At 43.8% G+C, this 26481-nt stretch carries 24 protein-coding genes and 1 pseudogene; 2 read left to right on the top strand and 23 right to left on the bottom strand.

Annotated features, from left to right (window positions below):
- Window positions 1-15: 15 nt before the first annotated feature.
- The 3 genes from leuB to tgt form a co-directional block, all read right to left on the bottom strand.
- Window positions 16-1116 carry a 3-isopropylmalate dehydrogenase gene (gene leuB / locus HMPREF0373_RS12600; protein ID WP_021740127.1) on the bottom strand — a complete coding sequence of 367 codons (1101 nt, stop codon included), beginning with the start codon at window positions 1114-1116 and terminating at the stop codon, window positions 16-18.
- Between the two features lie 99 nt (window positions 1117-1215).
- Entirely contained in the window at window positions 1216-1527 is a 312-nt protein-coding gene (gene yajC / locus HMPREF0373_RS12595) for a preprotein translocase subunit YajC (protein ID WP_021740126.1), read from the bottom strand.
- A 144-nt stretch (window positions 1528-1671) separates the two neighbouring features.
- Window positions 1672-2802 (bottom strand): tRNA guanosine(34) transglycosylase Tgt, encoded by a 1131-nt coding sequence (gene tgt / locus HMPREF0373_RS12590; RefSeq protein WP_021740125.1) that lies wholly within the window; start codon window positions 2800-2802, stop codon window positions 1672-1674.
- A 152-nt stretch (window positions 2803-2954) separates the two neighbouring features.
- Between tgt and aroC the strand changes: the two genes are divergently transcribed.
- The gene (gene aroC, locus HMPREF0373_RS12585) at window positions 2955-4055 is read left to right on the top strand and encodes a chorismate synthase (protein WP_021740124.1); all 1101 of its coding nucleotides are present in this window, start codon (window positions 2955-2957) and stop codon (window positions 4053-4055) included.
- Between the two features lie 115 nt (window positions 4056-4170).
- Here the strand turns inward: aroC and HMPREF0373_RS12580 are convergent, their stop codons facing one another.
- From HMPREF0373_RS12580 to mtaB, 9 genes and pseudogenes are all read right to left on the bottom strand, one after another.
- On the bottom strand, window positions 4171-5226 hold the full coding sequence (locus HMPREF0373_RS12580; protein ID WP_021740123.1) for a lactonase family protein: 1056 nt from the start codon (window positions 5224-5226) through the stop codon (window positions 4171-4173).
- A gap of 2 nt (window positions 5227-5228) precedes the next feature.
- Window positions 5229-6509, bottom strand: a complete 1281-nt coding sequence (locus HMPREF0373_RS12575; protein ID WP_021740122.1) for a peptidase U32 family protein — start codon at window positions 6507-6509, stop codon at window positions 5229-5231.
- A gap of 10 nt (window positions 6510-6519) precedes the next feature.
- Window positions 6520-7179, bottom strand: a complete 660-nt coding sequence (locus tag HMPREF0373_RS12570) for an O-methyltransferase (RefSeq protein WP_021740121.1) — start codon at window positions 7177-7179, stop codon at window positions 6520-6522.
- A 23-nt stretch (window positions 7180-7202) separates the two neighbouring features.
- Window positions 7203-7427: pseudogene (locus HMPREF0373_RS17810) on the bottom strand (YlbF family regulator); the annotation flags it as partial.
- A 42-nt stretch (window positions 7428-7469) separates the two neighbouring features.
- Entirely contained in the window at window positions 7470-9071 is a 1602-nt protein-coding gene (locus tag HMPREF0373_RS12560; RefSeq protein ID WP_129899184.1) for a ribonuclease J, read from the bottom strand.
- Between the two features lie 95 nt (window positions 9072-9166).
- Window positions 9167-9424 carry a DUF1292 domain-containing protein gene (locus HMPREF0373_RS12555; RefSeq protein WP_021740119.1) on the bottom strand — a complete coding sequence of 86 codons (258 nt, stop codon included), beginning with the start codon at window positions 9422-9424 and terminating at the stop codon, window positions 9167-9169.
- Between the two features lie 7 nt (window positions 9425-9431).
- Window positions 9432-9869, bottom strand: coding sequence for a Holliday junction resolvase RuvX (gene ruvX, locus HMPREF0373_RS12550; protein WP_021740118.1), 438 nt, complete (start codon window positions 9867-9869; stop codon window positions 9432-9434).
- Between the two features lie 9 nt (window positions 9870-9878).
- Window positions 9879-10142: an IreB family regulatory phosphoprotein gene (locus HMPREF0373_RS12545; RefSeq protein WP_021740117.1), complete on the bottom strand. Its 264-nt coding sequence runs from the start codon at window positions 10140-10142 to the stop codon at window positions 9879-9881.
- 38 nt (window positions 10143-10180) lie between these two features.
- Window positions 10181-11464: a tRNA (N(6)-L-threonylcarbamoyladenosine(37)-C(2))-methylthiotransferase MtaB gene (mtaB, locus tag HMPREF0373_RS12540; protein WP_021740116.1), complete on the bottom strand. Its 1284-nt coding sequence runs from the start codon at window positions 11462-11464 to the stop codon at window positions 10181-10183.
- Between the two features lie 89 nt (window positions 11465-11553).
- On the opposite strand from mtaB, the gene HMPREF0373_RS12535 reads away from it, so the two are divergent.
- Window positions 11554-11787, top strand: coding sequence for an HPr family phosphocarrier protein (locus tag HMPREF0373_RS12535; RefSeq protein ID WP_021740115.1), 234 nt, complete (start codon window positions 11554-11556; stop codon window positions 11785-11787).
- An 80-nt stretch (window positions 11788-11867) separates the two neighbouring features.
- Here HMPREF0373_RS12535 and thiI read toward each other — a convergent pair whose 3' ends face one another.
- From thiI to lepA, 11 genes are all read right to left on the bottom strand, one after another.
- A complete protein-coding gene (thiI, locus tag HMPREF0373_RS12530) occupies window positions 11868-13055 on the bottom strand; it encodes a tRNA uracil 4-sulfurtransferase ThiI (RefSeq protein ID WP_021740114.1) in 1188 nt (395 codons plus the stop codon).
- Between the two features lie 101 nt (window positions 13056-13156).
- A complete protein-coding gene (locus tag HMPREF0373_RS12525; RefSeq protein WP_021740113.1) occupies window positions 13157-14320 on the bottom strand; it encodes a cysteine desulfurase family protein in 1164 nt (387 codons plus the stop codon).
- Window positions 14314-15063, bottom strand: a complete 750-nt coding sequence (locus HMPREF0373_RS12520; protein WP_044964350.1) for a 16S rRNA (uracil(1498)-N(3))-methyltransferase — start codon at window positions 15061-15063, stop codon at window positions 14314-14316. The genes HMPREF0373_RS12525 and HMPREF0373_RS12520 overlap by 7 nt, the downstream gene beginning before the upstream one ends.
- 2 nt (window positions 15064-15065) lie before the next feature.
- The gene (gene prmA / locus HMPREF0373_RS12515) at window positions 15066-16016 is read right to left on the bottom strand and encodes a 50S ribosomal protein L11 methyltransferase (RefSeq protein ID WP_044964347.1); all 951 of its coding nucleotides are present in this window, start codon (window positions 16014-16016) and stop codon (window positions 15066-15068) included.
- A gap of 161 nt (window positions 16017-16177) precedes the next feature.
- Complete coding sequence (locus HMPREF0373_RS12510) at window positions 16178-17887, bottom strand: ABC-ATPase domain-containing protein (protein WP_021740110.1); 1710 nt, start codon at window positions 17885-17887, stop codon at window positions 16178-16180.
- A gap of 18 nt (window positions 17888-17905) precedes the next feature.
- Window positions 17906-19075: a molecular chaperone DnaJ gene (dnaJ, locus tag HMPREF0373_RS12505; protein ID WP_021740109.1), complete on the bottom strand. Its 1170-nt coding sequence runs from the start codon at window positions 19073-19075 to the stop codon at window positions 17906-17908.
- A gap of 199 nt (window positions 19076-19274) precedes the next feature.
- Window positions 19275-21152 carry a molecular chaperone DnaK gene (gene dnaK, locus HMPREF0373_RS12500; RefSeq protein ID WP_021740108.1) on the bottom strand — a complete coding sequence of 626 codons (1878 nt, stop codon included), beginning with the start codon at window positions 21150-21152 and terminating at the stop codon, window positions 19275-19277.
- Window positions 21153-21226: 74 nt separating this feature from the next.
- Window positions 21227-21838, bottom strand: a complete 612-nt coding sequence (gene grpE, locus HMPREF0373_RS12495) for a nucleotide exchange factor GrpE (protein WP_021740107.1) — start codon at window positions 21836-21838, stop codon at window positions 21227-21229.
- A gap of 37 nt (window positions 21839-21875) precedes the next feature.
- Window positions 21876-22919, bottom strand: a complete 1044-nt coding sequence (gene hrcA / locus HMPREF0373_RS12490; protein ID WP_022036341.1) for a heat-inducible transcriptional repressor HrcA — start codon at window positions 22917-22919, stop codon at window positions 21876-21878.
- Window positions 22920-23167: 248 nt separating this feature from the next.
- A complete protein-coding gene (gene hemW / locus HMPREF0373_RS12485) occupies window positions 23168-24400 on the bottom strand; it encodes a radical SAM family heme chaperone HemW (protein WP_021740105.1) in 1233 nt (410 codons plus the stop codon).
- 82 nt (window positions 24401-24482) lie between these two features.
- On the bottom strand, window positions 24483-26291 hold the full coding sequence (gene lepA / locus HMPREF0373_RS12480) for a translation elongation factor 4 (protein ID WP_021740104.1): 1809 nt from the start codon (window positions 26289-26291) through the stop codon (window positions 24483-24485).
- Between the last annotated feature and the right edge of the window lie 190 nt (window positions 26292-26481).

Raw genomic sequence — 26481 nt, 5'->3', positions numbered from 1 at the left:
TTTACATACTCCTTTTTATATTCTCTCGCAGATCAAGTCGCCCATCTGACTTGTACCAACCTGTTCTACGGCAGATTTCTTATCCTCTTCCTGCGGCATGATATCAATCGTACGATATCCGTCTTTTAATACCTGTTTTACCGCATTTTCCACTGCATCTGCTTCTTTATCCAGATCAAAAGAATAACGAAGCATCATTGCTGCGGATAAAATAGTCGCAATCGGATTTGCAATGCCCTGTCCTGCGATATCCGGGGCGGATCCGCCGCTCGGCTCATACAGACCGAATTTTGTATCATTCAAGCTTGCACTGGAAAGCATACCGATAGAACCGGTTACCATACTTGCCTCGTCGGAAAGGATGTCCCCGAACATGTTCTCTGTCAGAATAACATCAAACTGTTTCGGATCTTTTACCAGCTGCATTGCACAGTTGTCTACTAACATATGTTCATAAGTAACTTCCGGATAATCCTTCGCTACTTCTTCTACGATTTTTCTCCAAAGTCTGGAAGAATCCAGTACATTTGCCTTGTCAACACTTGTTACTTTTTTACGGCGTTTCATGGCAATATCAAAACCTTTGATGGCGATTCTGCGAATCTCATTCTCAGTATATGTAAGGGTATCTACCGCTGTCACTACACCATCTACCTCACTGGTCTTGCGGGCTCCGAAATAGAGTCCTCCGGTCAGCTCACGCATGATCATCATATCAAAACCTGTGCCGATGATATCATCGCGCAACGGACATGCCTCTTTTAATTCTTCATAAAGATATGCCGGTCTTAAGTTTGCAAATAAATTCAATGACTTACGTAATTTCAGTAAGCCTGCTTCCGGACGTTTCTCCGGCGGAAGTTTGTACCATGGGGAAGTGCTTGTGTTTCCACCAATAGAGCCCATTAAAACCGCATCAGAATGCAATGCCTGCTCAATAGCATGGTCAGTCAGCGGCTCACCGGTCGCGTCAATGGAACATCCTCCCATTAAAATGTCCTCATACCCAAATTCATGTCCGAATTTGTCAGCCACACAGTTTAATACTTTCTGTGCCTCGGCTACAACCTCAGGTCCAATACCGTCTCCGGCAATAACTCCAACCTGGTATTTCATTTTCTTTCTCCTCTCACAAACAATATACAAAAGAAGGGCAGTGATATCAATTGATATCCATGCCCCGCCCTCCTTTGTCTGATCTTTACTCTTTTCAGTTTACTCTTCTACTGCGTCATCAGCTTTTTCAATCTGTGCGATTGCAGCGCGCTGCATTGGAATACGGCAGTTTTTATTGTTGCCGAACTCTACGATAACAGTATCGTCAGTGATATCGATCAGTGTACCATAGAAACCGCTGCTAGTAAGAACAGTATCGCCAACTGCCATTTTAGCCATCATTTCATTTCTTCTTGCCTGTTCCTTTTTCTGTGGTCTCAGCATAAAAACAAATATGAATACAAGCAAAACTGCAATCCAGATAATTGTTCCCATCATACCCATTCCTGCTCCGGATGATAATACGTTCATGTGAATTCCTCCTATTTTTCGATACTATTTAGTATTTTACACAAAATACAACTTTTGTTCAAGCCATTTTGCATATTTTTTATTTTTTCAGTTCACTCATCACATAGATTCAGTTAATGATCATGCTCGCATGAGGAAACTTATTTACTCTCCATGCTCCATGCGATACAGTTTCTCAGCCTTATAATTCTGATAATTGCCCATATCGATGGCATCACGGATTTCTTCCATCATCGTATTATAGAAATACAGATTGTGCAGTACGCACAGACGCATACCGAGCATTTCTTTTGCCTTCAACAGATGACGGATGTAAGCTCTACTGTACGTACGGCAGGCCGGACACTGACATCCCACTTCAATCGGACGCATATCCCGTTCAAACTTCTGGTTGAACAAATTCAATTTGCAAAAATTGGTATAAACATGTCCATGACGACCATTCCGGCTTGGATAAACGCAATCGAAGAAATCCACACCCCGGTCTACCGCTTCCAGAATATTCGCCGGTGTTCCTACTCCCATCAGATAGGTTGGTTTGTCCTCCGGAAGATGTGGAACGGTCACATCCAGAATGTGATACATTTCCTCATGACTTTCACCAACAGCCAGCCCGCCCACAGCATAACCATCCAGATCCATCTCGCTGATACGTTTTGCATGGTCGATACGGATATCATCAAAAATCGCACCTTGATTAATACCAAAGAGCATCTGATTCTTATTGATCGTATCCTCCAGACTGTTCAACCGCTGCATTTCTTTCTTGCAGCGTTCCAACCAGCGTGTCGTACGGTCTACGGATGGCTGCACATAATTTCTATCAGCCAGGGCAGGCGGACATTCATCAAATGCCATAGCAATAGTAGAACCGAGATTGGACTGAATCTGCATACTTTCTTCCGGTCCCATAAAGATTTTACGTCCGTCTACATGAGAATGAAACTGCACACCCTCTTCTTTGATTTTCCGTAATCCTGCCAGAGAAAAAACCTGGAAACCACCGGAATCTGTCAGGATCGGCTTGTCCCATACCATAAACTTATGCAAACCACCCAGTTCTTTGATCAATTTGTCACCCGGACGTACATGCAGATGGTATGTATTGGATAACTCTACCTGTGTCTTGATCTGCTGCAGATCATCTGTGGATACCGCACCTTTGATTGCTGCTGCGGTTCCGACATTCATAAATACCGGTGTCTGGATGGTTCCATGCACCGTTGTCACTTCGGCACGCTTCGCGCGTCCATCTTTTTTCAATAATTTATACATAAAATGTTCCTTTCCTTTTTCATTGCACTGTTTATAACTTTATCATATAATAAGATAAGTGTCAAAAACACTTTTACAGTTCACGCATAACGTCTGCCCGGTTATCAAACGGGCAAACCGTACTACATAGAGTTATCGAGGGAGGAAACATTATGGCTGGTTCAAATACAGGAACTATTTTTCAGATCACAACCTGGGGAGAATCCCATGGCAAAGGCGTCGGTGTCGTTGTGGACGGCTGCCCCAGTGGTCTCCCACTGTCTGAAGAGGATATCCAGATTTACTTAAACCGCAGAAAACCAGGGCAGTCCAAATATACAACCCCACGGACCGAAGCAGACCGGGTTGAAATTCTTTCTGGTGTCTTTGAAGGACATACCACAGGAACACCGATTTCCATGATCGTACGAAATGAAAATCAACATTCCAAAGACTACAGTGATATTGCCCGCTGTTACCGTCCGGGACATGCAGATTACTGTTTTGATGCCAAATACGGCTTCCGGGATTACCGCGGCGGTGGACGTTCCTCTGCCCGTGAAACCATTGGTCGTGTCGCTGCAGGTGCCATCGCAGCAAAACTTTTAAAGGAAATGGGTATTTCTATCCTTACTTATACCAAATCTATCGGACCGGTAACCATTGATCCCTGCCATTTTGATGCCACACAGATCAGTCAGAATCCGGTTGCTATGCCAGATGCTCATGCTGCAAAAGAGGCTCAGACTTTTCTGGATTGCTGCATTGCACAACAAGATTCCTCCGGTGGTATTATTGAATGTGTGATCACAGGGGTTCCTGCCGGCATCGGTGATCCGGTTTTTGACAAACTGGATGCCAGTCTGGCGAAAGCAATCTTTTCCATCGGTGCTGTCAAAGGCTTTGAAATCGGAGATGGATTTGCCGCTGCCACTGCACGTGGATCTGAAAATAATGATTCCTTTGTTCCTCAGGAAAACGCTCCGCTGACGAAAGCGACGAATCATGCCGGCGGTATCTTAGGCGGCATCAGTGATGGATCCCCTATTGTTTTCCGTGCCGCTGTCAAACCTACTCCATCCATTGCGCAGTTACAACATACCGTAAATGCTGATGGCGAAGCCGTAGACATTAACATCCGTGGGCGCCACGATCCGGTCGTTGTACCAAGAGCAGTCGTTGTGGTAGAAGCTATGGCAGCTATCACCATTCTTGACCTGATGCTCCGCAATACTACAGCAAAACTCGATCATTTAAAGAAAATCTATGAATAAAAAAATGGCTGTCATATGAAACCCGTTCCAGGTTCCATTGACAGTCATTTTTATATTCATTCAATATTTCTGTAATTAGTACCTCTGTGTTCAGATTTTTCCTGACTCTGATCAATTACAGTTTATGGATAAAAATACAGTTCGGCTGTTCGATCTTAATCGGTCTGCTGTCCTGCAGGAAGTAACAATCCTCATAGTTCATATTGTAAATAAAAATCTCATCCGTCTCATGACTAAGTACAATAAAGTGCTTATTATCTGGCATAACTGCCACAGCCTTCGGATAATCTCCGCTGGTCTTACAATGGAATAATGGCGTAAGCACTCCGGTTTCTTTATCTACATCATAGATGATAACGGTATTAATACCGGCATTCGTCACAAACAGATGATTACCATCCGGTGAAAATTCAATACCGGAAGCAGCCGCACGCTGTTTTTCATCTGGTTCAATCGTACTGATACGCTGAATCATTTTAAAAGGATCAACATCATCATTCCGTGCACCAACTTCATATACTTCAATAACATTATCCATCTCGCACAACACATACGCAAATTTGTGCTGGCGGTCGAAACGAAGCATCTTAGGTCCGCTGTCCAGTTCACAACGCAGAATATCTTCCAATTCCATTTTATTGCGTTCTCTGTCAATCCGATAAATTTTTACCTGATCCAATCCACTGTCTACAGCGCAGACACTCTGCTGATCCGGTGTCACCTTCACGCAGGTTACATGTGGCATGGAACTGCGATCCGTAATATTTACACCGATCCCTTTATGGAAGATGCCATCTGCAATTTCGCCGATGAAACCATCTTCATTTAAGTTCATCATGGTGATTCGTCCGTCATGATAGCCTGCCACAAACAGGTAACGATCCTGTTCATCTACTTCCAGGTAACATCCTCGCATGCCGCCTGTCCACACAGAATTGATCGGTTCCAAATCTCCGTCCGGTAAAATACGGAAGGACTGTACACCTTCATCTGCAATAGAATAAAGAAATTTTCCGCTGGTAGATACGATCACATCCGATGGATTGTTGATTGGAACCACCTTACGTTCTACCATTTTTCCTTTTTCGGCATCCACATCAAAAATATGAATTCCCACACTGCTTCCATGTGTGTAAGTACCGACATATGCCACATAACGATCTTTTGCCATGACTATTCCTCCTCTTTCCTACGCAATATGTCATAAAGTTCTGCTGCATGGTTGTCCTGCTCCGAAACATCTGCCCCGGAAAGAGCACCATTTTCTGCCGCAGCAAGTTCAATATATAAAACCTGCTTCGGATGCGGCGCAGATTGCATCTCCTGCCCTTCTTCGTCCACGATCCTGCGAACGACTACCGGAATGTTTCTGCCATCCGGCTTCATGATTTCAATCTGTTCCCCTACAGAAAATTTATTGCGCTGTTCGATACGGTATAATCCGTCTGCAGTGCATTCCCCTATAATGCCCAGATATGTGTATTCTTTCACATATGTGTTATTATCATAAATCTGAGCACTTTCATCCGGTTTTCCGAAGAAAAATCCGGTTGTAAACTGACGGTATGTGCAATTAGAAATCTGATCCAGATACCAGTCCATATTTTCCCGGTAAAGTTCCGGAGACTCCAGATAATCATCAATTGCTTTCCGATAAGTACGGGCTACGGTAGCCACATATAAAGCGGTCTTCATACGACCTTCAATCTTGAAACTGTCAATTCCGCTGTCAATGAGCTCAGGAATATGCTCGATCATGCACAGATCCTTGGAGTTAAAAATATAAGTACCACGCTCATTTTCATAAACCGGCATATATTCACCCGGACGGGTCTCTTCCACGATCGCATATTTCCATCTGCATGGATGGGTACATGCCCCACGATTGGCATCACGGCCAGTGAAATAATTGGATAACAGGCAACGACCGGAATAGGAAATACACATTGCGCCATGGATAAAAGTCTCCATCTCCAGATCTGCCGGTGCTTTCTCCCTGATTTCCTTTAGCTCTGCCATAGACAGTTCTCTGGCAGTTACCACACGACGTGCGCCAAGCTGATGCCAGAACTGGTAAGTTCCGTAATTTGTATTATTTGCCTGGGTACTGATGTGAATATCAATCTCCGGACAAACTTCTCTGGCGATCATAAATACACCCGGATCCGAAATAATAAGTGCATCCGGTCTGATTTCTTTCAATTCTTCAAAATAAGCTCTTACCCCGCTCAGATCACCATTGTGAGCAAGAATATTTGCTGTAATATATACTTTTACATCATGAGCATGTGCAAATGCGATTCCTTCCCGGATTTCCTCCATGGAAAAATTCTTTGCTTTGGCTCTGAGACCAAAAGCCTCACCACCAATGTATACAGCATCTGCACCAAACATAACCGCTGTCTTTAATACTTCCAGGCTGCTGGCCGGAATCAGTAATTCTGGATGTTTCATCAAACGCTCCTTATTCTTTTTCTAATTGTTCTTTCTTTACGCTGACCGTCACACCATCTCCCACTGGCAATACTGCTGTGGTCAGCTGCTCATTATGGGTCAGTTCATAAAGATACTCCCGCATTCGTTTGTGAATCGTGCGGTTTCTTCTGGTTACTGCATAATGGGACTCTATGATGTCACCATCCTGCAATACATTATCTGACACAAGGATACCACCCTCTGCCAGTAAACGCAAGACATCATCAAAGAAATGAATGTACTGCCCTTTCGCTGCATCCATAAAAATAAAATCATACGGTTCCTGCAGTGTCTTTAATACTTCTGCGGCATCCCCCTCCAGCAGTGTGATCATCTGATCCCGACCTGCTTTTGCAAAATTCTCTTTCGCAATGGGAATACGCTTCTCATAATTTTCTATCGTGGTGATCTCACAGGCCACCGGATTATACTCCGCCATCAAAAGGGCAGAAAAACCAACGGCCGTGCCCACCTCCAGTATCCGGATCGGGCGTTTCATTGCCAGCAGTAATTTCAGCAGGCTCTGCATTTCCCTTCGGATAATCGGTACATAAGCTTCTTTTGCTGTTTTCTCCAACTCTTCCAGAAATGATGTATTTTCCGTATCCAGTGAGTTGATATACGTCACAAATCTTTCATCAACAATCATAATTCATCCTGTACCATCTGTTTCTATTCTTCATACAGAATTGCTTCAAAATCCAGACAACCGATCAATTCCTTATTCACTTGCTGGATAATGCGGCAGACTGCCACTTCCGCTGGCAGATACTCTCCCAGAAGTGGATCCTTGTAAACATCCGCATACTCCTGTTCCAGCCGGTCTTCCTCTGTAAACAGATCAAGCTGCTCTCTGCTGTTCTGCAGAAAATAATTTTTTCTTCTGAACTCATGAAGTCTGTACTCTTTTTCCGGATAATTGTCTTTAGTTCCATTCTCTTACACTTCCATAATAATCGGAATGATCATCGGGCGGCGCTTTGTCTTTTTCCACACAAACTCGCCCAGCGAATCTTTGATTTCTGTCTTGATCTTGCCCCAATCTGTAATGCCACGGTCTGTCAGACCTGTCACATGTTCGTTGAGCAGCTTCTGTGCTTCATCCATCAAACTTTCTGATCCGCGCACATAAACAAATCCCCGGGATACAATATCCGGTCCTGCCAGAAGCTGTCCGGAACCTGCCTGTAATGTCAGTACCACGATAATGATACCATCCTCAGCCAGATGCTGACGGTCACGCATAACAATATTTCCGACATCACCAACGCCAAGACCGTCGACAAATACAGAACCAGCCGGTACCTTTCCAACAACTTCTGCACCGTTCTCATCAATTTCCAGAACATCGCCGGAGGAAATCATCAGAATATGCTCTTTATCCATACCAAGTTCTGCTGCAACGCCTGCCTGCGCTTTCCGATGTTTAAACTCTCCATGTACCGGGATTGCATATTTTGGATGTAACAGGGAGTAGATCAGCTTGATTTCTTCCTGACATGCATGTCCGGATACATGAGTATCCTGGAAAATAACATCTGCGCTCTGACGATACAGATCATTGATAATCTTGGAAACTGCTTTCTCATTTCCCGGAATTGGATTGGAGCTGAATACAATCAGATCGTTTGGCTGGATTTTTACTTTGCGATGAATGCCATTTGCCATACGGGACAATGCAGCCAGTGGTTCTCCCTGACTTCCGGTAGTGATCAGGACTGTCTTTTCATCCGGATAGTTTTTCAACTGATCCACTTCAATCAGTGTATTATCCGGGATATTCAGATAACCAAGTTCCGATGCAATGGAAATAATATTGACCATGCTGCGGCCTTCTACCACTACTTTACGGCCAAATTTGTAGGCTGTATTGATAATCTGCTGTACACGGTCTACATTGGAAGCAAAGGTTGCCACAATAATTCGCTGATGTGTATGATCGCTGAAAATACTCTCAAATGTCTTGCCAACTTTCCGCTCTGTCATAGTAAAGCCAGGACGTTCCGCATTGGTACTGTCGCACATCAGTGCCAGAACTCCTTTTTTACCAATCTCACCAAAACGCTGCAGATCAATGGCATCTCCGTAAACCGGTGTATAATCCACTTTAAAATCACCGGTATGCACAACGGTTCCTGCCGGAGAGTAAATTGCCAGTGCAGCAGCGTCCTGAATACTGTGATTTGTCTTGATAAATTCCACACGGAAGCATCCAAGATTGATATGCTGTCCGTATTTAACTACTTTGCGCTTTACTTTATTTAGCATATTATGCTCGCCAAGTTTGTGATCAATGATGCCAATGGTCAGCTTTGTCGCATAAATCGGCACATTGATCTCACGCAACACATAAGGAAGTGCTCCGATATGATCCTCATGACCGTGTGTGATAAAAAATCCTTTTACACGATCAATATTGTCTTTTAAATAAGTAATATCCGGTATGCACAGATCAATACCATACATATCGTCTTCCGGGAATGCCAGACCGCAATCCACCACAATAATACTGTCTTCGTATTCAAAGGCAGTAATGTTCATTCCGATGGCTTCCAGACCGCCAAGGGGAATGATCTTTAATTTTGATTTTTTTGTATTTGCCAAAAATCGCACCTCCTGTTTTATTTCCGTTCTTTTTACATTTCAATATCTACATCGTCCAGAATCTCTGCAAAAACTTTAGAGATGGCATTTAATTCCACATCGTCCTCCACCATTGCATAGATGACATCTTCGTTTTCCGTCTGTACTTCCTTCAAAATATATGCAACAGAATCCTCCTCTTCTTCCTCAGCCGCAAGCAGATAAGTCGTTCCATTGATACATGTCTGTTCTAAAAGGTACAATTCAAGATCTTCCTGATTTTCCGGATCTGTAAAAATAATTTTCTCCATCGCACTTCTACCCTTCCGTGTGCTGTCTGCCCTGATAATCCAGATACCCCTGTAAGATAAAAATGGCAGCCAGTTCATCCACATACTCTTTTCTGTTTTCTCTGCGGATTCCGACCTGCATCATAGTACGGTCTGCTTCCACGGTGGTCAGTCGTTCATCCCAGAGCACTACCTCGAGTCCGGTCCGCTTTTCCAGCATTTCCTTGAACTCCAGTGTCTTCTCACATCGTTCTCCCTCTGTATTGTTCATATTTTTCGGAAATCCGAGCACGATCTTTCCTACTTCATATTCCTCTTTCAGTTCCTCAATCCGTGCCAGAGTCTGACGCAGTTTCCCCTGTGACTTACGCCGCACGATTTCGATTCCCTGGGCAGTCAAAAACAAGGGGTCACTGATTGCCACCCCAACCGTTTTTGAACCAAAATCAAGTCCCATGATTCTCATATGTTTTTCCTAATCCCATCCATGTTTGGAAACGTAATCTTTCATAACTTCTTCCACGAGTTCATCACGTTCCACTTTCATGATCAGACTGCGGGCATTCATATAACTTGTAATATATGTCGGATCTCCGGACATAATGTATCCCACGATCTGATTGATCGGATTGTATCCTTTCTCTGCCATCGCTTTGTATACGATTTCCAGAACATCACCAATTTTTAATTCCGGTGCTTTTTCTACTTTAAAATATTGTGTACTGCTTAAATCCTGCATAACTGTACCTCTGTCGTTAAAATCTCTCGTCTTTCATTCTAATATAAATAAGGAAAAAATTCAACCTTCATTATCCGGTTCGTCAGGTTTTCCTCTGTTGGTACCCATACTTTGACATATTCCGGTGTCAGACCCTCAAAATAGCGCACACCGTCTACTTCCACCGGTTCTTCAAACAATACGGATACTTCTTTTCCTTCATAATACTGAATGAATTCCTTTTTCTGTCTTTCTGCAAGTTCCATCAGAATACTGCTGCGCTCAGCCTTCAGGGATTCCGGAATCTGATCCGGCATGGAGGCTGCCACGGTTCCGTTTCGTTTGGAATACTTAAACACATGTACTTCATAAAAATCCACTTTTTTCACAAATGCACAGGTCTCTGCAAACTCTTCCGATGTCTCTCCGGGGAATCCTACGATGACATCCGTGGTAATAGCCGGATGCTCATAATACTGACGCAGCAATTCGCATTTTTCCAGATATTCTTCCGGTGTATACCGACGGTTCATCCGTCTTAATACAGTAGCACTTCCGCTCTGCAATGACAAATGAAAATGCGGACATACCTTTGGGAGTTTTACCAGAGCCTGTACAAAGCTTTCCGTAATTATTCCCGGCTCCAGGGAACCCAGACGAATCCGCTCGATACCGTCAATTCCATGCAGTGTCCGGATCAGTTCCAACAGGCTGCTGTCACAGTCAATGCCATAAGAACTCAAATGGATACCGGTCAGCACCAGTTCCTGAAAACCATTTTCTGCCAATCTGCGGGCTTCCCGCTCTACATCTTCCAATTTACGGCTTCTCACCCGGCCTCTGGCATATGGAATAATGCAATAACTACAGAACTGGTTGCATCCGTCCTGTACTTTCAGAAATGCACGGGTATGCTCGGACGGATGGATGACCGTCAATTCTTCATATTCCTGCTTTGTATGATTAATATCCAGCACACCTTCCTGTTCTGCGCCATGGTCAGCTTCATAAGCCGCCAGCATATTAAGAAGATCCTGCTTTTTATTATTTCCGATAATAATATCAATGGCTGCATCCGCTTTTGCCTGCTCCGTAGATGTCTGGACATAACAGCCTGCTGCCACCACGATCGCACCCGGATTCATTTTTTTCGCCTTATGGATCATCTGTCGGGATTTGCGATCCGCGATATTCGTCACAGAACAGGTATTGATAATATACACATCCGCCCTGTCATGGAACGGTACAATTTCATATCCTGCCTGTTCCAGCATCTGCTGCATTGCCTCTGTCTCGTATGAATTTACTTTGCATCCAAGGCTGTGTAATGCTGCTTTTTTCATTGTTTCAACTCCTATACTGTATTGACTTTTTTATTATTTAAAGTTACTATTGAATAGAATAAACTATATTATTTCAGGAGGGCTGGTAAATGAAAACAGTACAGATTTCTTTAAATTCCATCGATAAGGTAAAAAGCTTTGTCAATGCGATCACACAGTTCAATTTTGACTTTGATCTGATCTCCGGAAGATATGTCATTGATGCAAAATCAATCATGGGTATCTTCAGTCTTGATCTCTCTAAACCGATTGATCTTGCAATCCATGCAGGTGACACAGATATGAGCGAGATCATGGAAGCATTAAAACCTTATCTTGTATAATCTCATACAAATAAATGAAACATACTTATTTTCAAAACCAGATACCGGGAAAAATCCTGTGATTTTTCCCGGGTCTTTTTTTACTCTTCACAAACAGTGATCGTCTCCGTTGTCTCGATGGCTGTCTGCATCAGTTCATCAATTTTCTCATTCAGATGCTGTTCTGAGCGCTCGATAATTTTCAGATTTGGTTTTGTCACCGGATGTTTTGCAACAAAAATCGTGCAGCAGTCCTCAAATGGCTGAATAGATGTCTCGTATGTATCAATTTTTTCTGAAATTGCAATGATATCATTCTTATCAAAACCGATCAGTGGACGATATACCGGCATATTGCATACCGCATTGGTTGCTGCCAGTGACTGCATTGTCTGGCTTGCCACCTGACCGATACTCTCACCGGTGATCAGACCGAGACAGCCGGACTCATTTGCGAAGTGCTCAGCGATCTTCATCATATAACGACGCATAATAATGGTCAGCTGATCATGCGGGCATTTATCATAAATATAAAGCTGAATATCCGTAAAATTTACAATATTTAATTTGATCGGGCCACTGTAACGGGACACGATTCTTGCCAGATCAATTACTTTCTGTTTTGCACGCTCACTGGTATAAGGCGGTGCATGGAAATAAGTTGCTTCAATGGTAACCCCACGTTTCGCGATCATATAGCCTGCCACCGGGCTGTCGATACCACCGGACAAAAGCAACATTGCCTTTCCCGCTGTTCCAACCGGCATACCACCCGGTCCCGGAATAATCATGGAATAAATATTTACCTGGGAACGAATTTCTACATTCAGCATGATATCCGGGTGATGTACATCAACTTTCATCTCCGGATAGGTATCCAGAATAATCTCACCAAGATCTGCATTGATCTCCTGGGAATTTTTGGGAAAGTTTTTTCTGGCTCTTCTGGAAACCACTTTAAATGTTTTGTTTTTATCCGGATATACATCATCCAGATATTTTAATACGTCTTTTGCCAGCTGGTCAAAACCGTTTTCCTCCACTCTGACTAACGGGCAGATGCCTACGATACCGAATACTCTTGTCAGGGCAAGCACAGCCTCATCATAATCGTAATCACCGTCAGCATCTACATAAATTCTTCCCTGCTCTCTGGATACGGAAAAACTGCCCTCCACTGGCTGCAGAGCATGACCGATCTGTTTCATTAATGCTTCTTCAAATACATAACGGTTCTTTCCTTTGATACCGATCTCGCCGTATTTGATCAAAAATGACTGAAACAACATATAATTTGTTTCTCCTCTCTCATTTGTTCTAAACTATTTTGATTCTATAAGTCTGTTCTTTTGCTTCTCTGCTGAAACATCATAATTTTCAGCAGATTATTTTAATGTCTTGTATAACGACGCAGCATCGGAAGTAACTCTTCCAGCACGCCGTAAGTATAATCCAGCTCTTCTCTGGTAGTTTCCGGGCAGAAGCTGAAACGCAGCGTAGATTCCTGATGCGCATGATCCAGTCCAATATTCAGCAATGTGCCGGACTGTGATGGATGATTGGAAGAGCATGCACTTCCCGCTGACACATAAATGTTGCGGTCTTCTAGGGAATGCAGCAATACTTCCGAACGAACACCTAAAAAACTTGCACTGATAATCTGCGGAGCACTGTCATGCCCTGCTTTCCCATTAATGGTCACATCGCCAATCTGCTGCAGTTTATCTGCAAAATATGCTTTCAGTTCATACATATGCTCTGCATTTTCTGCCAAATGCGCATAAGCCTCTGCGGCAGCCACGCCAAGTCCTGCTATTCCCGGTACATTAATCGTTCCGGAACGCATACCTTTCTGCTGATCGCCACCAAAAGAAATCGGACGAATTTTTGTTTTTTCTTTAATATATAAAAATCCAATGCCTTTCGGTCCATGAATCTTGTGTCCGCTGACAGAAAGCAGATCGATATGCATCCGTTTCGGAATAATCTGGAACTTTCCATATGCCTGGATCGCATCCACATGAAATACTGTGGCAGGATTATGATTTTTAATGATTTCCCCCGCGTTCTCTATCGGTTCTAAAGCACCAATCTCATTGTTTACCATCATCATGGAAACAAGAATTGTATCTTCCCGCAGCTCCCGTTTTAAATCTTCCAGAGAGATTTCACCGTTTGCATCCACCGGAAGATAGGTGATTTCAAACCCCTCTTCCTCCAGAAAACGCATCGTGTTTTTGACGGACGCATGTTCTACACTGGTAGTAATAATATGTCTGCCTGCACGCTGGTTTGCCAGTGCCGTTCCGATGATAGCCAGATTATTTGACTCTGTACCTCCGGAAGTAAACACAATTTCCTTTTCCTGGCAACGCAGTGTCTTTGCGATGGCAGTGGCTGCTTCTTTGACATATTTTTCCGCTTCCACACCTTTCATATGCATAGAAGACGGATTTCCAAAATCCACCGTCAACGCTTCCACCATTTTATTTTTTGCAGCCTCCGAACACCTTGTGGTGGCTGAATTATCCAGATATGCTTCCATTGTCAGCATTCTCCCTCCGTTTTTTCTTCCAGTTCCAACATCAGCATGGACATGGCACAGATTGCCGCCGTATCTGTACGCAGAATTCTTTTTCCAAGGGAAAGTACCTCTGCATCCTGCCGTAACGCATCAATCTCTTCTTCAGAAAATCCGCCTTCCGGCCCGATAAACACGCTGATGGACTGTCCCGGTTTTACTTTTTTCAGTGCTTCCCTGGTTGCTTCCATACCACGCTCATTCTCATAGGGCACCAGGATCATATCCTGCAGTTTTGCATACTCCACTGCATCTTTGAAGTTCATTACCGCATGCACTTCCGGAATTCTGCTGCGCTTGGACTGTTTAGCCGCACTTTCGCTGATCGCCTGCCAGCGTTTCACCTTATTGCCGGCTTTTTTTGCATCCAGTTTAACCACACAGTATTTCATCGCCACCGGAATGATCTCATACACGCCAAGTTCCACTGATTTCTGAATGATATACTCCATACGGTCACCTTTAGGCAGCCCCTGAAACAGATAGATCCGTGACGGAAGCTCCGTATCCGGTGCTTCCTCATCCAGAATATCTGCCTGCACAAAATCATCTGTCAATTCCGCAATCTCACAGAACATGTCTCTGGAACTGCTGCTGACCCGGATTTTTTCGCCCGGACGCATCCGTAACACATTTTTGATATGATTGACATCACTTCCGGTGATGGTCACATATTCTTTGCCAATCTGGCAATCATCCACAAAAAACTGATACATGTTTATTTCCTCGCCGTGATGCTGACCCATTCACCCTGATGTGTCACTTCCAGAACTGTCATGCCGGCTTTTTCAATCGCTTCTCTTACTTCGTTCTCTTTAAAATCAATGATTCCGGAAGTAATGAATACACCGTCTTTTTTCAGTCGTGCCGGAATCACCGGTGCCATCGGAATGATAACATCTGCCAGAATATTAGCAACAACCACATCATATTTCTCTGTACCGACTTTTTCCTGAAGTCCGGTATCGTCAATCAGGTTTCCCACATAAAAGTCACCCTGTTCTCTGCTCAGATGATTTACCTCAAAATTTTCATAAGTAGAAGTAATACAATCCTCGTCAATATCCGTACCGGTCAGATGAGCAGCACCAAGCTTCAGGCTCACGATAGAAAGAATACCGCTTCCACATCCGACATCCAGTACTTCATCGCCATCTTTCATATATTTACGAAGCTGATGGATGCAAAGCTGTGTCGTCTCATGCTTTCCGGTTCCAAAGGAGATACCAGGATCAATCTCAATCAAAATTTTGTCCTGATCTGCCTGATCCAGTTCTTCCCATGTCGGTTTGATCAGAATATCGTCAATCGTAAAGGAATGAAAAAATTCTTTCCAGTTGTTCATCCAGTCGATATCCTCTGTCTCACTGCTTGTGATCTTGCCGCTTCCGATATTTACATAGCTGCGCATTTCTTCCAGCGCTTCTGCCACTTCTTTTAATTTTTCGCTGTGATCCTCACCGGCTTCCAGATAAAAGCTGACATAACCAATGCCCTGATCCGGCGGAAGCTCCGGTAAAATATCAATAAACATCTTTGAAGTATCGGATTCAGATAACGGTACATTATCCTCGATCTCGATGCCTTCAATGCCAAGATCTGCCAGCGTACAGCTGATATAATCTTCCGCTTCTGTGGTAGTTTCAATTGTATATTTATCCCATTTCATCGTACATATTCCTCCATACAATTTGTCAATAGTTCCGAACATGCCGATTAGTCCTGAAATCCAGGGATTCTCATTTAAAATCTCATGGCAACAGGACTCATCAATGCATACATATTTTTATTGTAACCTATAAGTCTATCATTCGACAAGAGTTTTTTTGTTTATCCTCTGCGAAAACGATTCAGCATCAGATAGATTTCTTCTTTTCTCGGATAGGCATAACCACAGGAAAGGGCTCCTTCCACGAAAGCTGCCATCCCCTTCTTTTTAAGCAACGTGTTGATTTCAGCAACCAGCTCCTGCATTTCCATGCAAATACTGCCTTTTTTTACGATATGTTTTAAAATTGCGGCCAAAGCTGCTGTCTGTTCCGTATCAATCAACTGCTCCACACAGCGCAGATCCACTATATTATGTTCAATGGAGAAACCGTCCGTTCCCATCACTTTTGTCTTGATACGTTCCTCCCGTTCTCCACGACCATACCGCTTTATCTTCCGTTCCATCACAAACATACGTTTTTCAGTTGGAAGAGTAAAAGGCTCTGCATTGCTGCATAAATCTGCCGGTGGGTATTCCGGCAATAATGCCTCTACGCTCATTTTTACATCCTTCGGCCGATAGGCATCCATCTGAATAATTGTATCAGCCACATGAAAAAAAGCTCCGCTGCTGCCTGCCACCAGGATTGTAGAAATTCCTACTTTTTCATACAGATCACGTACTCTGGCAATAAACGGTGTGATCGGCTCCTGGTCTCCGCTGACTACGCGCTGCATAAAGGCATCCCGCACAAGAAAATTTGTTGCAGAGGTATCCTCATCGATCAGGAAGCAGCTTGTTTCAGCTTCAATTCCTTCCAGGACACCAGCGGCCTGAGAGGTACTTCCACTGGCATCCTCAGTAGAAAAACAATGCGTGTCTTTTCCATTCGGAAGATCATGGATAAACAGGGACAAATCCAGATGTGACACTGCACGACCGTCTTCTGCCCGCAACTTCAATGCATCTGCTCTGGTAATCACATATTCTCTTCCATCGCCCTTTACATGGTTATATACCCCCTGTTCCAATGCCTGCAGCAATGTGGATTTGCCATGATAACCACCACCGATGATCAAGGTCACGCCTTCCGGTATTCCCATGCCGCGGATACTGTTGCCAAAGGGTAGATCAATCGAAATCTCCATGCTTTCCGGAGACTGAAATTCTATGGCATCTTTCAGCGGTTGGCTTGACACACCGCTCTTTCTCGGCAATATACTTCCGTTTGCGCAGAAAGCCACCAGTTTTCGTTCTTCTAATACTTCACGGATCCTCTGCTGATTTTCTGCCAGTTCATAGCAAGCCTGAATTTTTGCTTTTTCCCAGGACTGGTAAAACAGACATGTTTTCACAATCTGCGGCAGAAATTCCAGCAAAATCTTCTCCAGTTCCTGTGCGTTAATAGTACGTCCGTTTGCCGGAAACCCGACTTCAAATCGTACAAGCAATGCTATATTGTTAAATTCCACTGCTGTTCGGCGCATAACCTCCGGTCCCGGTCTGCTCGTGGAGATCAAACCACTTTTTCCGGATCCTTTTGCCTTAAAACTGTACTGATCCAGTGCTTTCGAAAAACTACGTAAAATCAAATCTTCCAGTGCTGTTTTTGTATGTCTTTTTTCCAGGTATTTTTCCGGAAATCCTGCTTTTTTCAATGGAAGTTCTACATGCAGCGAAGATGGTGCCGCAAAAGGATCTCCCTGCACATGGTCAATAGACAGCACAAAGTCACCGAAGGTATAACTTCCCCTCAGTGACTTATATGCCGGATAACTTTTTCGATGAATCGATTCTAATTTATTTTTTAAATCTATTTTATTATACATCCGTAATCCTATACTATATTAATCTTCTTTTTTGAAGAAGCCTCTCTTTTTGTGATGTTTCTCCTGTTTTATGCCTTCTCCCGCACCTGTATGCAGAGAATCACCGGATACTGCATCAAATGCACGCAATGCTTCTTTCGCCTCTGCACTCAACGATGTCGGAACCTGTACCACCAGAGTAACATACTGATCGCCACGAATATTTTTGTTGCGCAGAGACGGAACACCTTTGCCTTTCAGACGGATTCTTGTATCTGTCTGAGTACCTGGTTTCACTTCATAAATCACATCACCATCTACGGTGCTGATTCTTGTTTCTCCTCCTAACACTGCCTGAGCAAAAGAAATCGGTGCAGTAGAAAAGATATTCATATCCTGACGCTGGAAGATCGGATGTGAAGATACAATAACCTCTACCAGCAGATCGCCACGCGGTCCGCCATTGACACCCGGCTCACCTTTTTCACGGATGCGGACACTCTGTCCGTTATCGATTCCGGCAGGAATAGACACTTTGATCTTCTTTCTGCTGGAAGTATAACCAGTTCCGCGGCATGAAGTACATCTATCTTTGATAATTTTGCCGGATCCGTTACATTCCGGACAGGTCTGAACGTTCTGAACCATGCCGAACAGAGATTGCTGGGAAAATACAACTTTACCTTTTCCACCGCATTTTGTACAGGTCTCCGGAGAAGTTCCAGGTTTTGCTCCGGTTCCGCCACAGGTAGTACATTCGTCCTTCAGCACCATATCAATTTCTTTTTCACAGCCAAACACTGCTTCCTCAAAAGTAATACGGACACTGGTTCTCAAGTTGGCACCTTTCATTGGACCGTTAGACGCACCTCTTCTGGAACCGCCGCCGAAGAAGTCACCAAAAATATCACCAAACATATCACCAAAATCCATGCCGGAAAAATCGAATCCGCCTGCACCTGCACCGCCGGCTCCACCATCAAATGCAGCATGACCAAACTGATCATACTGTCGTCTTTTTTCTGAGTCACTCAGTACTGCATATGCCTCCGAAGCCTCTTTGAATTTCGCCTCTGCCTCTTTGTCTCCCGGGTTTGCATCCGGATGATATTTTTTGGCCAGCTGACGATATGCCTTTTTAATTGTGGCATCGTCCGCGCTGCGATCTACGCCGAGCACCTCGTAATAATCCCTTTTCTGTTCTGCCATATCTGAACTCCATCCCTTATGTTAATTTTTCGTATCTTTTTGTCTCAATCCACAGTCAAACACCGGCTGAGATTAATCCAACAATGCACCAGAAGGCATTCTGCCCTCTGGTGCGTTATTTATCTCAGTCGAGAAGACTCCCACTTCTGCAAGGTGAGTAATAACATTTGCTGCGATGATCTGTATGTTTCAATCCTGATTAAACTTCTTTATAATCAGCATCTACCACATCATCATCCGCACCGCCTGCTGTCTGCTGACCAGCACCTGCGTTCATGTCCGGACCTGCACCTGCTGCACCCTGTGCGGCCTGTGCCTGCTCATACATTTTTGCAAATACCTGCTGCGCACTTGCCATCAGTTTCTCTTTTGCAGCTTTCATCTCATCTAACTCTGCATCTGTCATCTTGTCAGCTTCCGGATGAGCCTCAAGGAGTGCTTTTAATGCATCCAGATCTGCCTGTACCGGAGCTTTCTCAGCATCAGATACACCTGCACCAACTTCTTCAAGTGCTTTCTCTGTCTGGAATACGAAGGAATCAGCATCGTTTCTTGTATCGATCGCGTCTTTTCTCTTCTTATCCTGAGCCTCAAACTCTGCAGCTTCTTTTACAGCTTTATCGATCTCATCATCAGACATATTGGATCCTGCTGTGATTGTGATATGCTGCTCTTTGCCTGTTCCAAGGTCTTTTGCAGATACATTTACAATACCGTTTGCATCGATATCGAATGTAACCTCAATCTGCGGAACACCACGACGTGCTGGCGGGATTCCATCCAGACGGAACTGTCCAAGAGATTTATTATCTCTAGCGAACTGACGCTCACCCTGTACTACGTTGATATCTACAGCTGTCTGGTTATCTGCTGCTGTGGAGAAAATCTGGCTCTTTCTTGTCGGGATTGTTGTATTTCTCTCGATCAGTCTTGTAGCTACACCACCCATTGTCTCGATGGATAAGGAAAGTGGAGTTACATCAAGCAGTAATACTTCACCGGCACCAGCATCGCCTGCAAGTTTACCACCCTGGATAGAAGCACCGATTGCTACGCACTCATCCGGGTTCAGTGATTTACTTGGCTCTTTACCAGTCAGCTGTTTTACTTTATCCTGTACAGCCGGGATACGTGTAGAACCACCTACTAACAGTACCTGACCAAGTTCAGAAGCTGTGATACCTGCATCTTTTAACGCGTTCTGTACCGGAACTGCTGTTCTGTCAACCAGATCACGTGTTAACTCATCAAATTTTGCTCTGGTAAGGTTCATATCGAAATGTTTCGGTCCCTCAGCAGTAGCTGTGATGAATGGAAGGTTAATGTTTGTTGTTGTTGCAGAAGAAAGCTCTTTTTTCGCTTTCTCAGCGGCTTCTTTTAATCTCTGAAGAGCCATTTTATCTGTAGAAAGATCTACACCTTCCTGTTTTTTGAACTCTGCGATCATATAATCTGTGATTTTCTGGTCGAAGTCATCACCACCAAGTCTGTTATCACCTGATGTAGATAATACTTCAATGACACCATCACCGATTTCAATGATAGATACATCGAATGTACCACCACCAAGGTCATAAACCATGATTTTCTGCTCTTTTTCATTGTCCAGACCATATGCTAAAGCTGCTGCTGTCGGCTCATTGATAATACGTTTTACATCAAGTCCTGCAATCTTACCAGCATCTTTTGTCGCCTGACGCTGAGCATCGTTGAAATATGCCGGAACTGTGATAACAGCTTCAGATACTTTCTCGCCTAAGTAGTTCTCAGCATCTGCTTTTAATTTCTGAAGGATCATTGCGGAAATCTCCTGCGGAGAATATTTCTTTCCGTCAATCTCTTTCTTGTAATCTGTACCCATCTCTCTCTTGATAGAAGAGATTGTTTTCTCTGCGTTTGTAACAGCCTGACGTTTTGCCGGCTCACCTACCAGTCTCTCACCTGTTTTTGTAAAAGCTACCACTGACGGTGTTGTTCTTGCTCCTTCTGTATTTGCTACAACTACCGGTTTACCACCTTCCATAACTGCTACGCAGCTGTTTGTTGTTCCTAAGTCAATACCAATAATCTTGCTCATAATCGTGTCCTCCTATATATTGTTTCCTAAATTAGCTTGTTTTTATATTTAACGAATAATCGTTAATGGCAATGTCAATTAGCCACTTTTACCATGCTGTGGCGAACCACGGAATCACGGTATGTGTAGCCTTTCTGGAATTCTTCTGCGATAATGTTCTCACCGAATTCCTCATCCTCGACATGCATAACTGCATTGTGCAGATTCGGATCAAATTCCTGTCCAACTGCCTCAATCGGTTTTACTCCTGCTTCCTCCAGCACAGTCATCATCTGCTTGTAGATTTTTTCCATACCTTCCACGAAAGGAGTTCCTTTTTCTTCCTCTGTGACAGCTGCAAGACCACGTTCGAAATTATCAACAACCGGAAGTATTTTTTCTACGATACTTTTTGCACCGGTCTCAAACATCTGTGTCTTCTCTTTTTCTGTCCGTTTCCGGAAGTTATCAAACTCAGCCATCTGTCTTCTGACTCTGTCTGTAAGTTCTTCGATTTTCTCATCTTTTTTGTCTTTCTTCTCTTTCTTTTTGAAAAAAGACCCTTTTTCTTTCTCAGTTTCCGGTTCTTCTGCTACAGCCTCTTCGGCTTCTTCTACGGTTTCTTCCTCTGCTGTATCATTTATTTCTTCATTTTCTAAGATTTCTTCTTCCATCTCTTCCGGACTGATGTTTTTATTCTCTGCCATCGAAATTCCACCTTTCCGCTTTCATCATTTTTAATGACTACTCATCTGTCTTTTTAAATATATCATCCAGCTGAACCTTTAAGGTTCGCAGGTTGTCAACTACTTTTTCGTAATCCATACGTTTCGGTCCGACGATTCCGACGGTTCCCCGGATTCCTTTTCCAAGATCGTAGGTGGCTGTCACCACACTGCAGTCTTTCATTCCCTGCATCGGGCTTTCGTTTCCGATGTATACCTGAATGCCGGTTCCCGGATTTCCGTTTTCTTTGTCAGCAGTGAACAGATCCTTGAATTCCTGCTTTTCTTCAAAAGCACTGATCAGTTCGCTTGCCCGTTCCGAATCACTCAATTCCGGATATTTGAAGATATTTGTTGCTCCGCTGGTGTAAATCTCAAGGTCTTCATCTTCCTGAATGGCCTGAGCAACTGCATCCAGCACATCGCTTACCATGGCACTGTGAATACCTGCCTGCTCCTTCAATCTGGAGATGGTTCCAAGGTTAATCTCCTCAAGGGCAAGACCATTTAAACTTCCGTTCAGCAAAATGTTTAACTTCAACATTGTCTCCTGATTCGGTGTCTCACTTGTATGAATGATCTTGTTCTTTACGATGTTGCCATCCAACATGATTGTTGCCAGAACCTGGGAATCATCTACCGCGGAAAGCTGAATAAATTTGACTTTTCCGTGGTGGGTCTGAGGTGCGGATACGACAGTTGCATAATTGGTATTTACTGCCAGCATCTTTGCGATCTGTTTTAAAACAAATTCCATGCGTTCTGTCTTCTCAATCACAAATTCCTTCATGTCGGAAATCTCATGGTCTTTCTCCTCCATCAGATGATCCACATAGAAGCGGTATCCCTTATCCGATGGAATACGTCCTGCCGAAGTATGCGGCTGAACGATGTATCCAAGTTCCTCCAGATCTGACATCTCATTACGGATCGTTGCGGAACTGAGGTTCAGATCAGACGCTTTTGCGATCGTTCTGGAGCCAACCGGCTCACCCGTTTCCAGATAAGTCTGAATGATTGCATGTAAAATTTTCGTTTTTCTTTCGTCCAATCCTTCGCTCATGTATTTCATGCTCCTGTAATTGATGCTTTTTCTTTGTTAGCACTCGACTGTTTGGAGTGCTAATATCTTCATTACCTAATGTAGCACTATCGTTTTTCTTTGTCAACATCTATTTTTATTTTTTTCATATTTTTATTTTTTCTACGTTTTATAAGCAGAACAACTCACTTAGAAAGCCCCCGGGTGCACATTCTATCTTACTTCTTATTTTTTCTATTCGATACGATTCTGCTGATGATCATAAAAAATTACAGCAAAAACTCCGCCAGCACATAATTGCTGACATCTATACCATGCTCCGTCAGGCGCACATAACCTGCTACCTCTTCGATTAGCTGTTCTCCCTTTAATTTTCGAAGTACCTCGCCATAGACACTGTTCAGTGTGACCTGAAATTTTTTTTCAAACTGCTGACGGGAAATTCCTGCCATCAGACGAAGGCCCAGAAACATAAATTCTTCCATCTCAGATTTTTTGTCTAAAGTTTCTATGTGAATATGATGCCCTGTCTGGGTTAATCCAGTTTCTTCCTGTAACTGGATTGTTTCTGCTATACGTTCATGCTGACCTTCACATTGTGGTGAATACTCCTGCTCAAGATACGTCTTCAGTTCCGATGTATTCTGAAACCTCTGATGTTCCACCAGAGAAGATGCTCCCAGTCCCAGACCCAGATAATCCTTTCTGATCCAGTAGCCGCAGTTATGCCGGCATTCGTATCCCGGCTTTGCATAATTGGATATCTCATACCGCTCATACCCTTTTGTATGTAAAAAAGTTTCCGTCAGTTCATACATCTGCCGTTCTACGTCTTCCTCCGGCAGCAGTCTCGGATGACCACCTTCCTCCCGAATCCGTTCATCTTCCGCAAAACGCTCGTAAAATGGTGTGCCTTCCTCGATGATCAGGCTGTACGCAGAAATATGCTCAGGGCGCAGTGCTGTCACTTTCTGCAATGTATCCTGCCAGCTTTTCAGCGTTTGTCCCGGCAATGCTGACATCAGATCTACATTGATATTCCGAAAACCGGCTTTTCTCGCCAGATCATAACTTTCCAGGAACTGTGCAAAATTGTGGATTCGTCCCAGAAGCTGCAATTCTCTGTCATCCGCGGACTGCAGTCCCATACTGAGCCGGTTAAATCCCGCCTGCACCAGTTTTTCCGCTTTCCCTGCTGTCAATGTGCCTGGATTGCACTCCACTGTAATTTCTGCATCTGTTGTTATATTAAAATGCTCTTTTACCGTTTCCAGTATAGCTGCGAGTTGGTATCCTTCCAGGATTGTCGGTGTTCCGCCGCCAAAAAAGATACTGCTCACCTGATATTCCCCATATTGTGCCCCGTAATATGCAATCTCTTCCTGTAACTTCTTTATATAAGAAATCCGCACCGGCAGATCAGCCGGTGCAGATAAGAAATCACAATATGCACATTTTCGTTCACAAAAAGGAATATGAAGATATAATTCTAATTCTTTCATATATTTCCCCTGTTAATCACGCTGCTTTGCATTGTTTTCGCTTTTATATACCAATGCGTATGTTAGCAACATAACCCGTTTTCTATTTATCATCCAGTTTCAGAACACTCATAAACGCTTTCTGCGGGATCTCTACATTTCCGACCTGACGCATACGTTTTTTACCTTCTTTCTGTTTCTCCAGAAGTTTTCTCTTTCGGGAAATATCGCCACCGTAACATTTTGCCAGTACGTCTTTGCGCATCGCACGAACAGTCTCACGCGCAATGACTTTTCCACCGACTGCCGCCTGAATCGGAACCTCAAACAGATGACGCGGAATCTCTTCTTTTAACTTCTCACACATCTTACGGCCACGCTCATATGCACTGCCTGAGAATACGATAAAGGAAAGTGCATCCACTTCTTCTTTATTAATAAGGATGTCCAGTTTTACCAGATCAGAACGGGTGTATCCCTTCATTTCATAATCGAAGGACGCATATCCCCTAGAACGGGATTTCAATGCGTCAAAAAAATCATAAATGATTTCATTTAACGGAAGATCATATTTGATCAGCGCACGTGTCTCCTCCATATATTCCATACTGATATAAATGCCTCGACGCTCCTGACACAAATCCATGATCGCACCAATGTACTCACTGGTTACCATGATCTCCGCACTTACCATCGGTTCTTCCATATAATCAATCTCAGACGGATCCGGCATATTGGACGGATTTGTCAGATCCATCACGGTTCCATCCGTTTTGTGAACTTTATAAATAACGCCAGGGGCTGTCGTTACCAGATCCAGATTATATTCGCGCTCCAGACGTTCCTGAATAATTTCCAGATGCAGCAAACCTAAAAATCCACAGCGGAAACCAAAGCCCAGTGCCGCAGATGTCTCCGGTTCAAACTGAAGTGCTGCATCGTTTAACTGCAGTTTTTCCAGCGCATCACGCAGATCCGGATATTTTGCACCATCAGACGGATACAGACCACAGTAAACCATTGGATTTACTTTCTTATAACCCGGCAACGGTTCTGCACACGGATTGGAACGGTTGGTGATCGTATCACCCACACGGGTATCCTGTACATTTTTGATACTAGCTGTGATATAGCCTACCATGCCGGCAGATAATTCTTCGCAAGGGATAAACTGACCTGCGCCAAAATATCCGACCTCCACAACATCTGCTGTGGCACCTGTCGCCATCATTTTGATTGGCGTACCGACACGAACCGTACCTTCTTTGATACGACAGAAAACAATAACTCCTTTGTACGCATCGTACAGAGAGTCGAAAATCAATGCCTGCAGGGGAGCCTTCGGATCTCCCGTCGGAGCCGGGATTTTCTCCACGATCTGCTCCAGTACCTGATCGACATTCAGACCTGTTTTTGCGGAAATCTGTGGTGCATCATGAGCTTCCAGACCGATGACATCCTCGATTTCTTCAATGACACGCTCCGGATCCGCACTAGGCAGATCGATTTTGTTGATCACCGGCATAACATCCAGATCATGATCCAGTGCCAGATATACATTGGCCAGTGTCTGCGCCTCAATGCCCTGTGCCGCATCTACGACAAGGATTGCACCATCACAGGCAGCCAGGCTTCGGGAAACCTCATAGTTAAAATCCACATGCCCCGGTGTGTCGATGAGATTGAAGATATACTCCTCTCCATCTTTTGCCTTGTAAATAATACGAACCGTCTGCGCTTTGATGGTAATACCACGCTCCCGCTCCAGATCCATATTATCTAATACCTGAGACTGCATTTCACGGCTGGTCAGCAAACCTGTCATTTCGATAATACGGTCTGCCAGGGTTGATTTTCCATGATCAATATGTGCAATAATACAAAAATTTCTGATTTTACTCTGATCTATCACTAAAATTCCTCCTAGTACATTGTCTCTCTTTTCTCAAAAGTGCATAAAAGCCCAATATATTGACAATATTAACATTGAAGCCGGAAAATAGCAAGTTTTCCATACAAAAACTGATCAATCAAATCTTACAAATCGTTACTATTCACACGCGCCATTCTCAAAACGTCCTTTCAGGACTTCTCCGTAGCTA

The sequence above is a fragment of the Eubacterium ramulus ATCC 29099 genome (assembly GCF_000469345.1).
Taxonomy (GTDB): Bacteria; Bacillota; Clostridia; order Lachnospirales; family Lachnospiraceae; genus Eubacterium_I; species Eubacterium_I ramulus.
Note: the sequence above shows the minus strand (reverse complement) of the source record. Positions and strands in the feature narration are given on the sequence as shown.

Bases quoted from the DNA above. Each gene is read 5' to 3' on its own strand.
- hemW (WP_021740105.1), bottom strand. From the start codon at position 24,400: ATGAAAGAATTAGAATTATATCTTCATATTCCTTTTTGTGAACGAAAA.
- HMPREF0373_RS12525 (WP_021740113.1), bottom strand. From the start codon at position 14,320: ATGCTGACAATGGAAGCATATCTGGATAATTCAGCCACCACAAGGTGT.
- yajC (WP_021740126.1), bottom strand. From the start codon at position 1,527: ATGAACGTATTATCATCCGGAGCAGGAATGGGTATGATGGGAACAATT.
- HMPREF0373_RS12555 (WP_021740119.1), bottom strand. From the start codon at position 9,424: ATGGAGAAAATTATTTTTACAGATCCGGAAAATCAGGAAGATCTTGAA.
- leuB (WP_021740127.1), bottom strand. From the start codon at position 1,116: ATGAAATACCAGGTTGGAGTTATTGCCGGAGACGGTATTGGACCTGAG.
- HMPREF0373_RS12510 (WP_021740110.1), bottom strand. From the start codon at position 17,887: ATGTATAATAAAATAGATTTAAAAAATAAATTAGAATCGATTCATCGA.
- ruvX (WP_021740118.1), bottom strand. From the start codon at position 9,869: ATGAGAATCATGGGACTTGATTTTGGTTCAAAAACGGTTGGGGTGGCA.
- aroC (WP_021740124.1), top strand. From the start codon at position 2,955: ATGGCTGGTTCAAATACAGGAACTATTTTTCAGATCACAACCTGGGGA.
- HMPREF0373_RS12560 (WP_129899184.1), bottom strand. From the start codon at position 9,071: ATGAACATTACTGCCTTTGAATACGAAGACAGTATTATTGTGGTGGAT.
- tgt (WP_021740125.1), bottom strand. From the start codon at position 2,802: ATGTATAAATTATTGAAAAAAGATGGACGCGCGAAGCGTGCCGAAGTG.
- hrcA (WP_022036341.1), bottom strand. From the start codon at position 22,919: ATGAGCGAAGGATTGGACGAAAGAAAAACGAAAATTTTACATGCAATC.
- thiI (WP_021740114.1), bottom strand. From the start codon at position 13,055: ATGTTGTTTCAGTCATTTTTGATCAAATACGGCGAGATCGGTATCAAA.
- dnaK (WP_021740108.1), bottom strand. From the start codon at position 21,152: ATGAGCAAGATTATTGGTATTGACTTAGGAACAACAAACAGCTGCGTA.
- HMPREF0373_RS12575 (WP_021740122.1), bottom strand. From the start codon at position 6,509: ATGAAACATCCAGAATTACTGATTCCGGCCAGCAGCCTGGAAGTATTA.
- HMPREF0373_RS12535 (WP_021740115.1), top strand. From the start codon at position 11,554: ATGAAAACAGTACAGATTTCTTTAAATTCCATCGATAAGGTAAAAAGC.
- dnaJ (WP_021740109.1), bottom strand. From the start codon at position 19,075: ATGGCAGAACAGAAAAGGGATTATTACGAGGTGCTCGGCGTAGATCGC.
- HMPREF0373_RS12570 (WP_021740121.1), bottom strand. From the start codon at position 7,179: ATGATTGTTGATGAAAGATTTGTGACGTATATCAACTCACTGGATACG.
- mtaB (WP_021740116.1), bottom strand. From the start codon at position 11,464: ATGAAAAAAGCAGCATTACACAGCCTTGGATGCAAAGTAAATTCATAC.
- HMPREF0373_RS12520 (WP_044964350.1), bottom strand. From the start codon at position 15,063: ATGTATCAGTTTTTTGTGGATGATTGCCAGATTGGCAAAGAATATGTG.
- grpE (WP_021740107.1), bottom strand. From the start codon at position 21,838: ATGGCAGAGAATAAAAACATCAGTCCGGAAGAGATGGAAGAAGAAATC.
- HMPREF0373_RS12580 (WP_021740123.1), bottom strand. From the start codon at position 5,226: ATGGCAAAAGATCGTTATGTGGCATATGTCGGTACTTACACACATGGA.
- HMPREF0373_RS12545 (WP_021740117.1), bottom strand. From the start codon at position 10,142: ATGCAGGATTTAAGCAGTACACAATATTTTAAAGTAGAAAAAGCACCG.
- prmA (WP_044964347.1), bottom strand. From the start codon at position 16,016: ATGAAATGGGATAAATATACAATTGAAACTACCACAGAAGCGGAAGAT.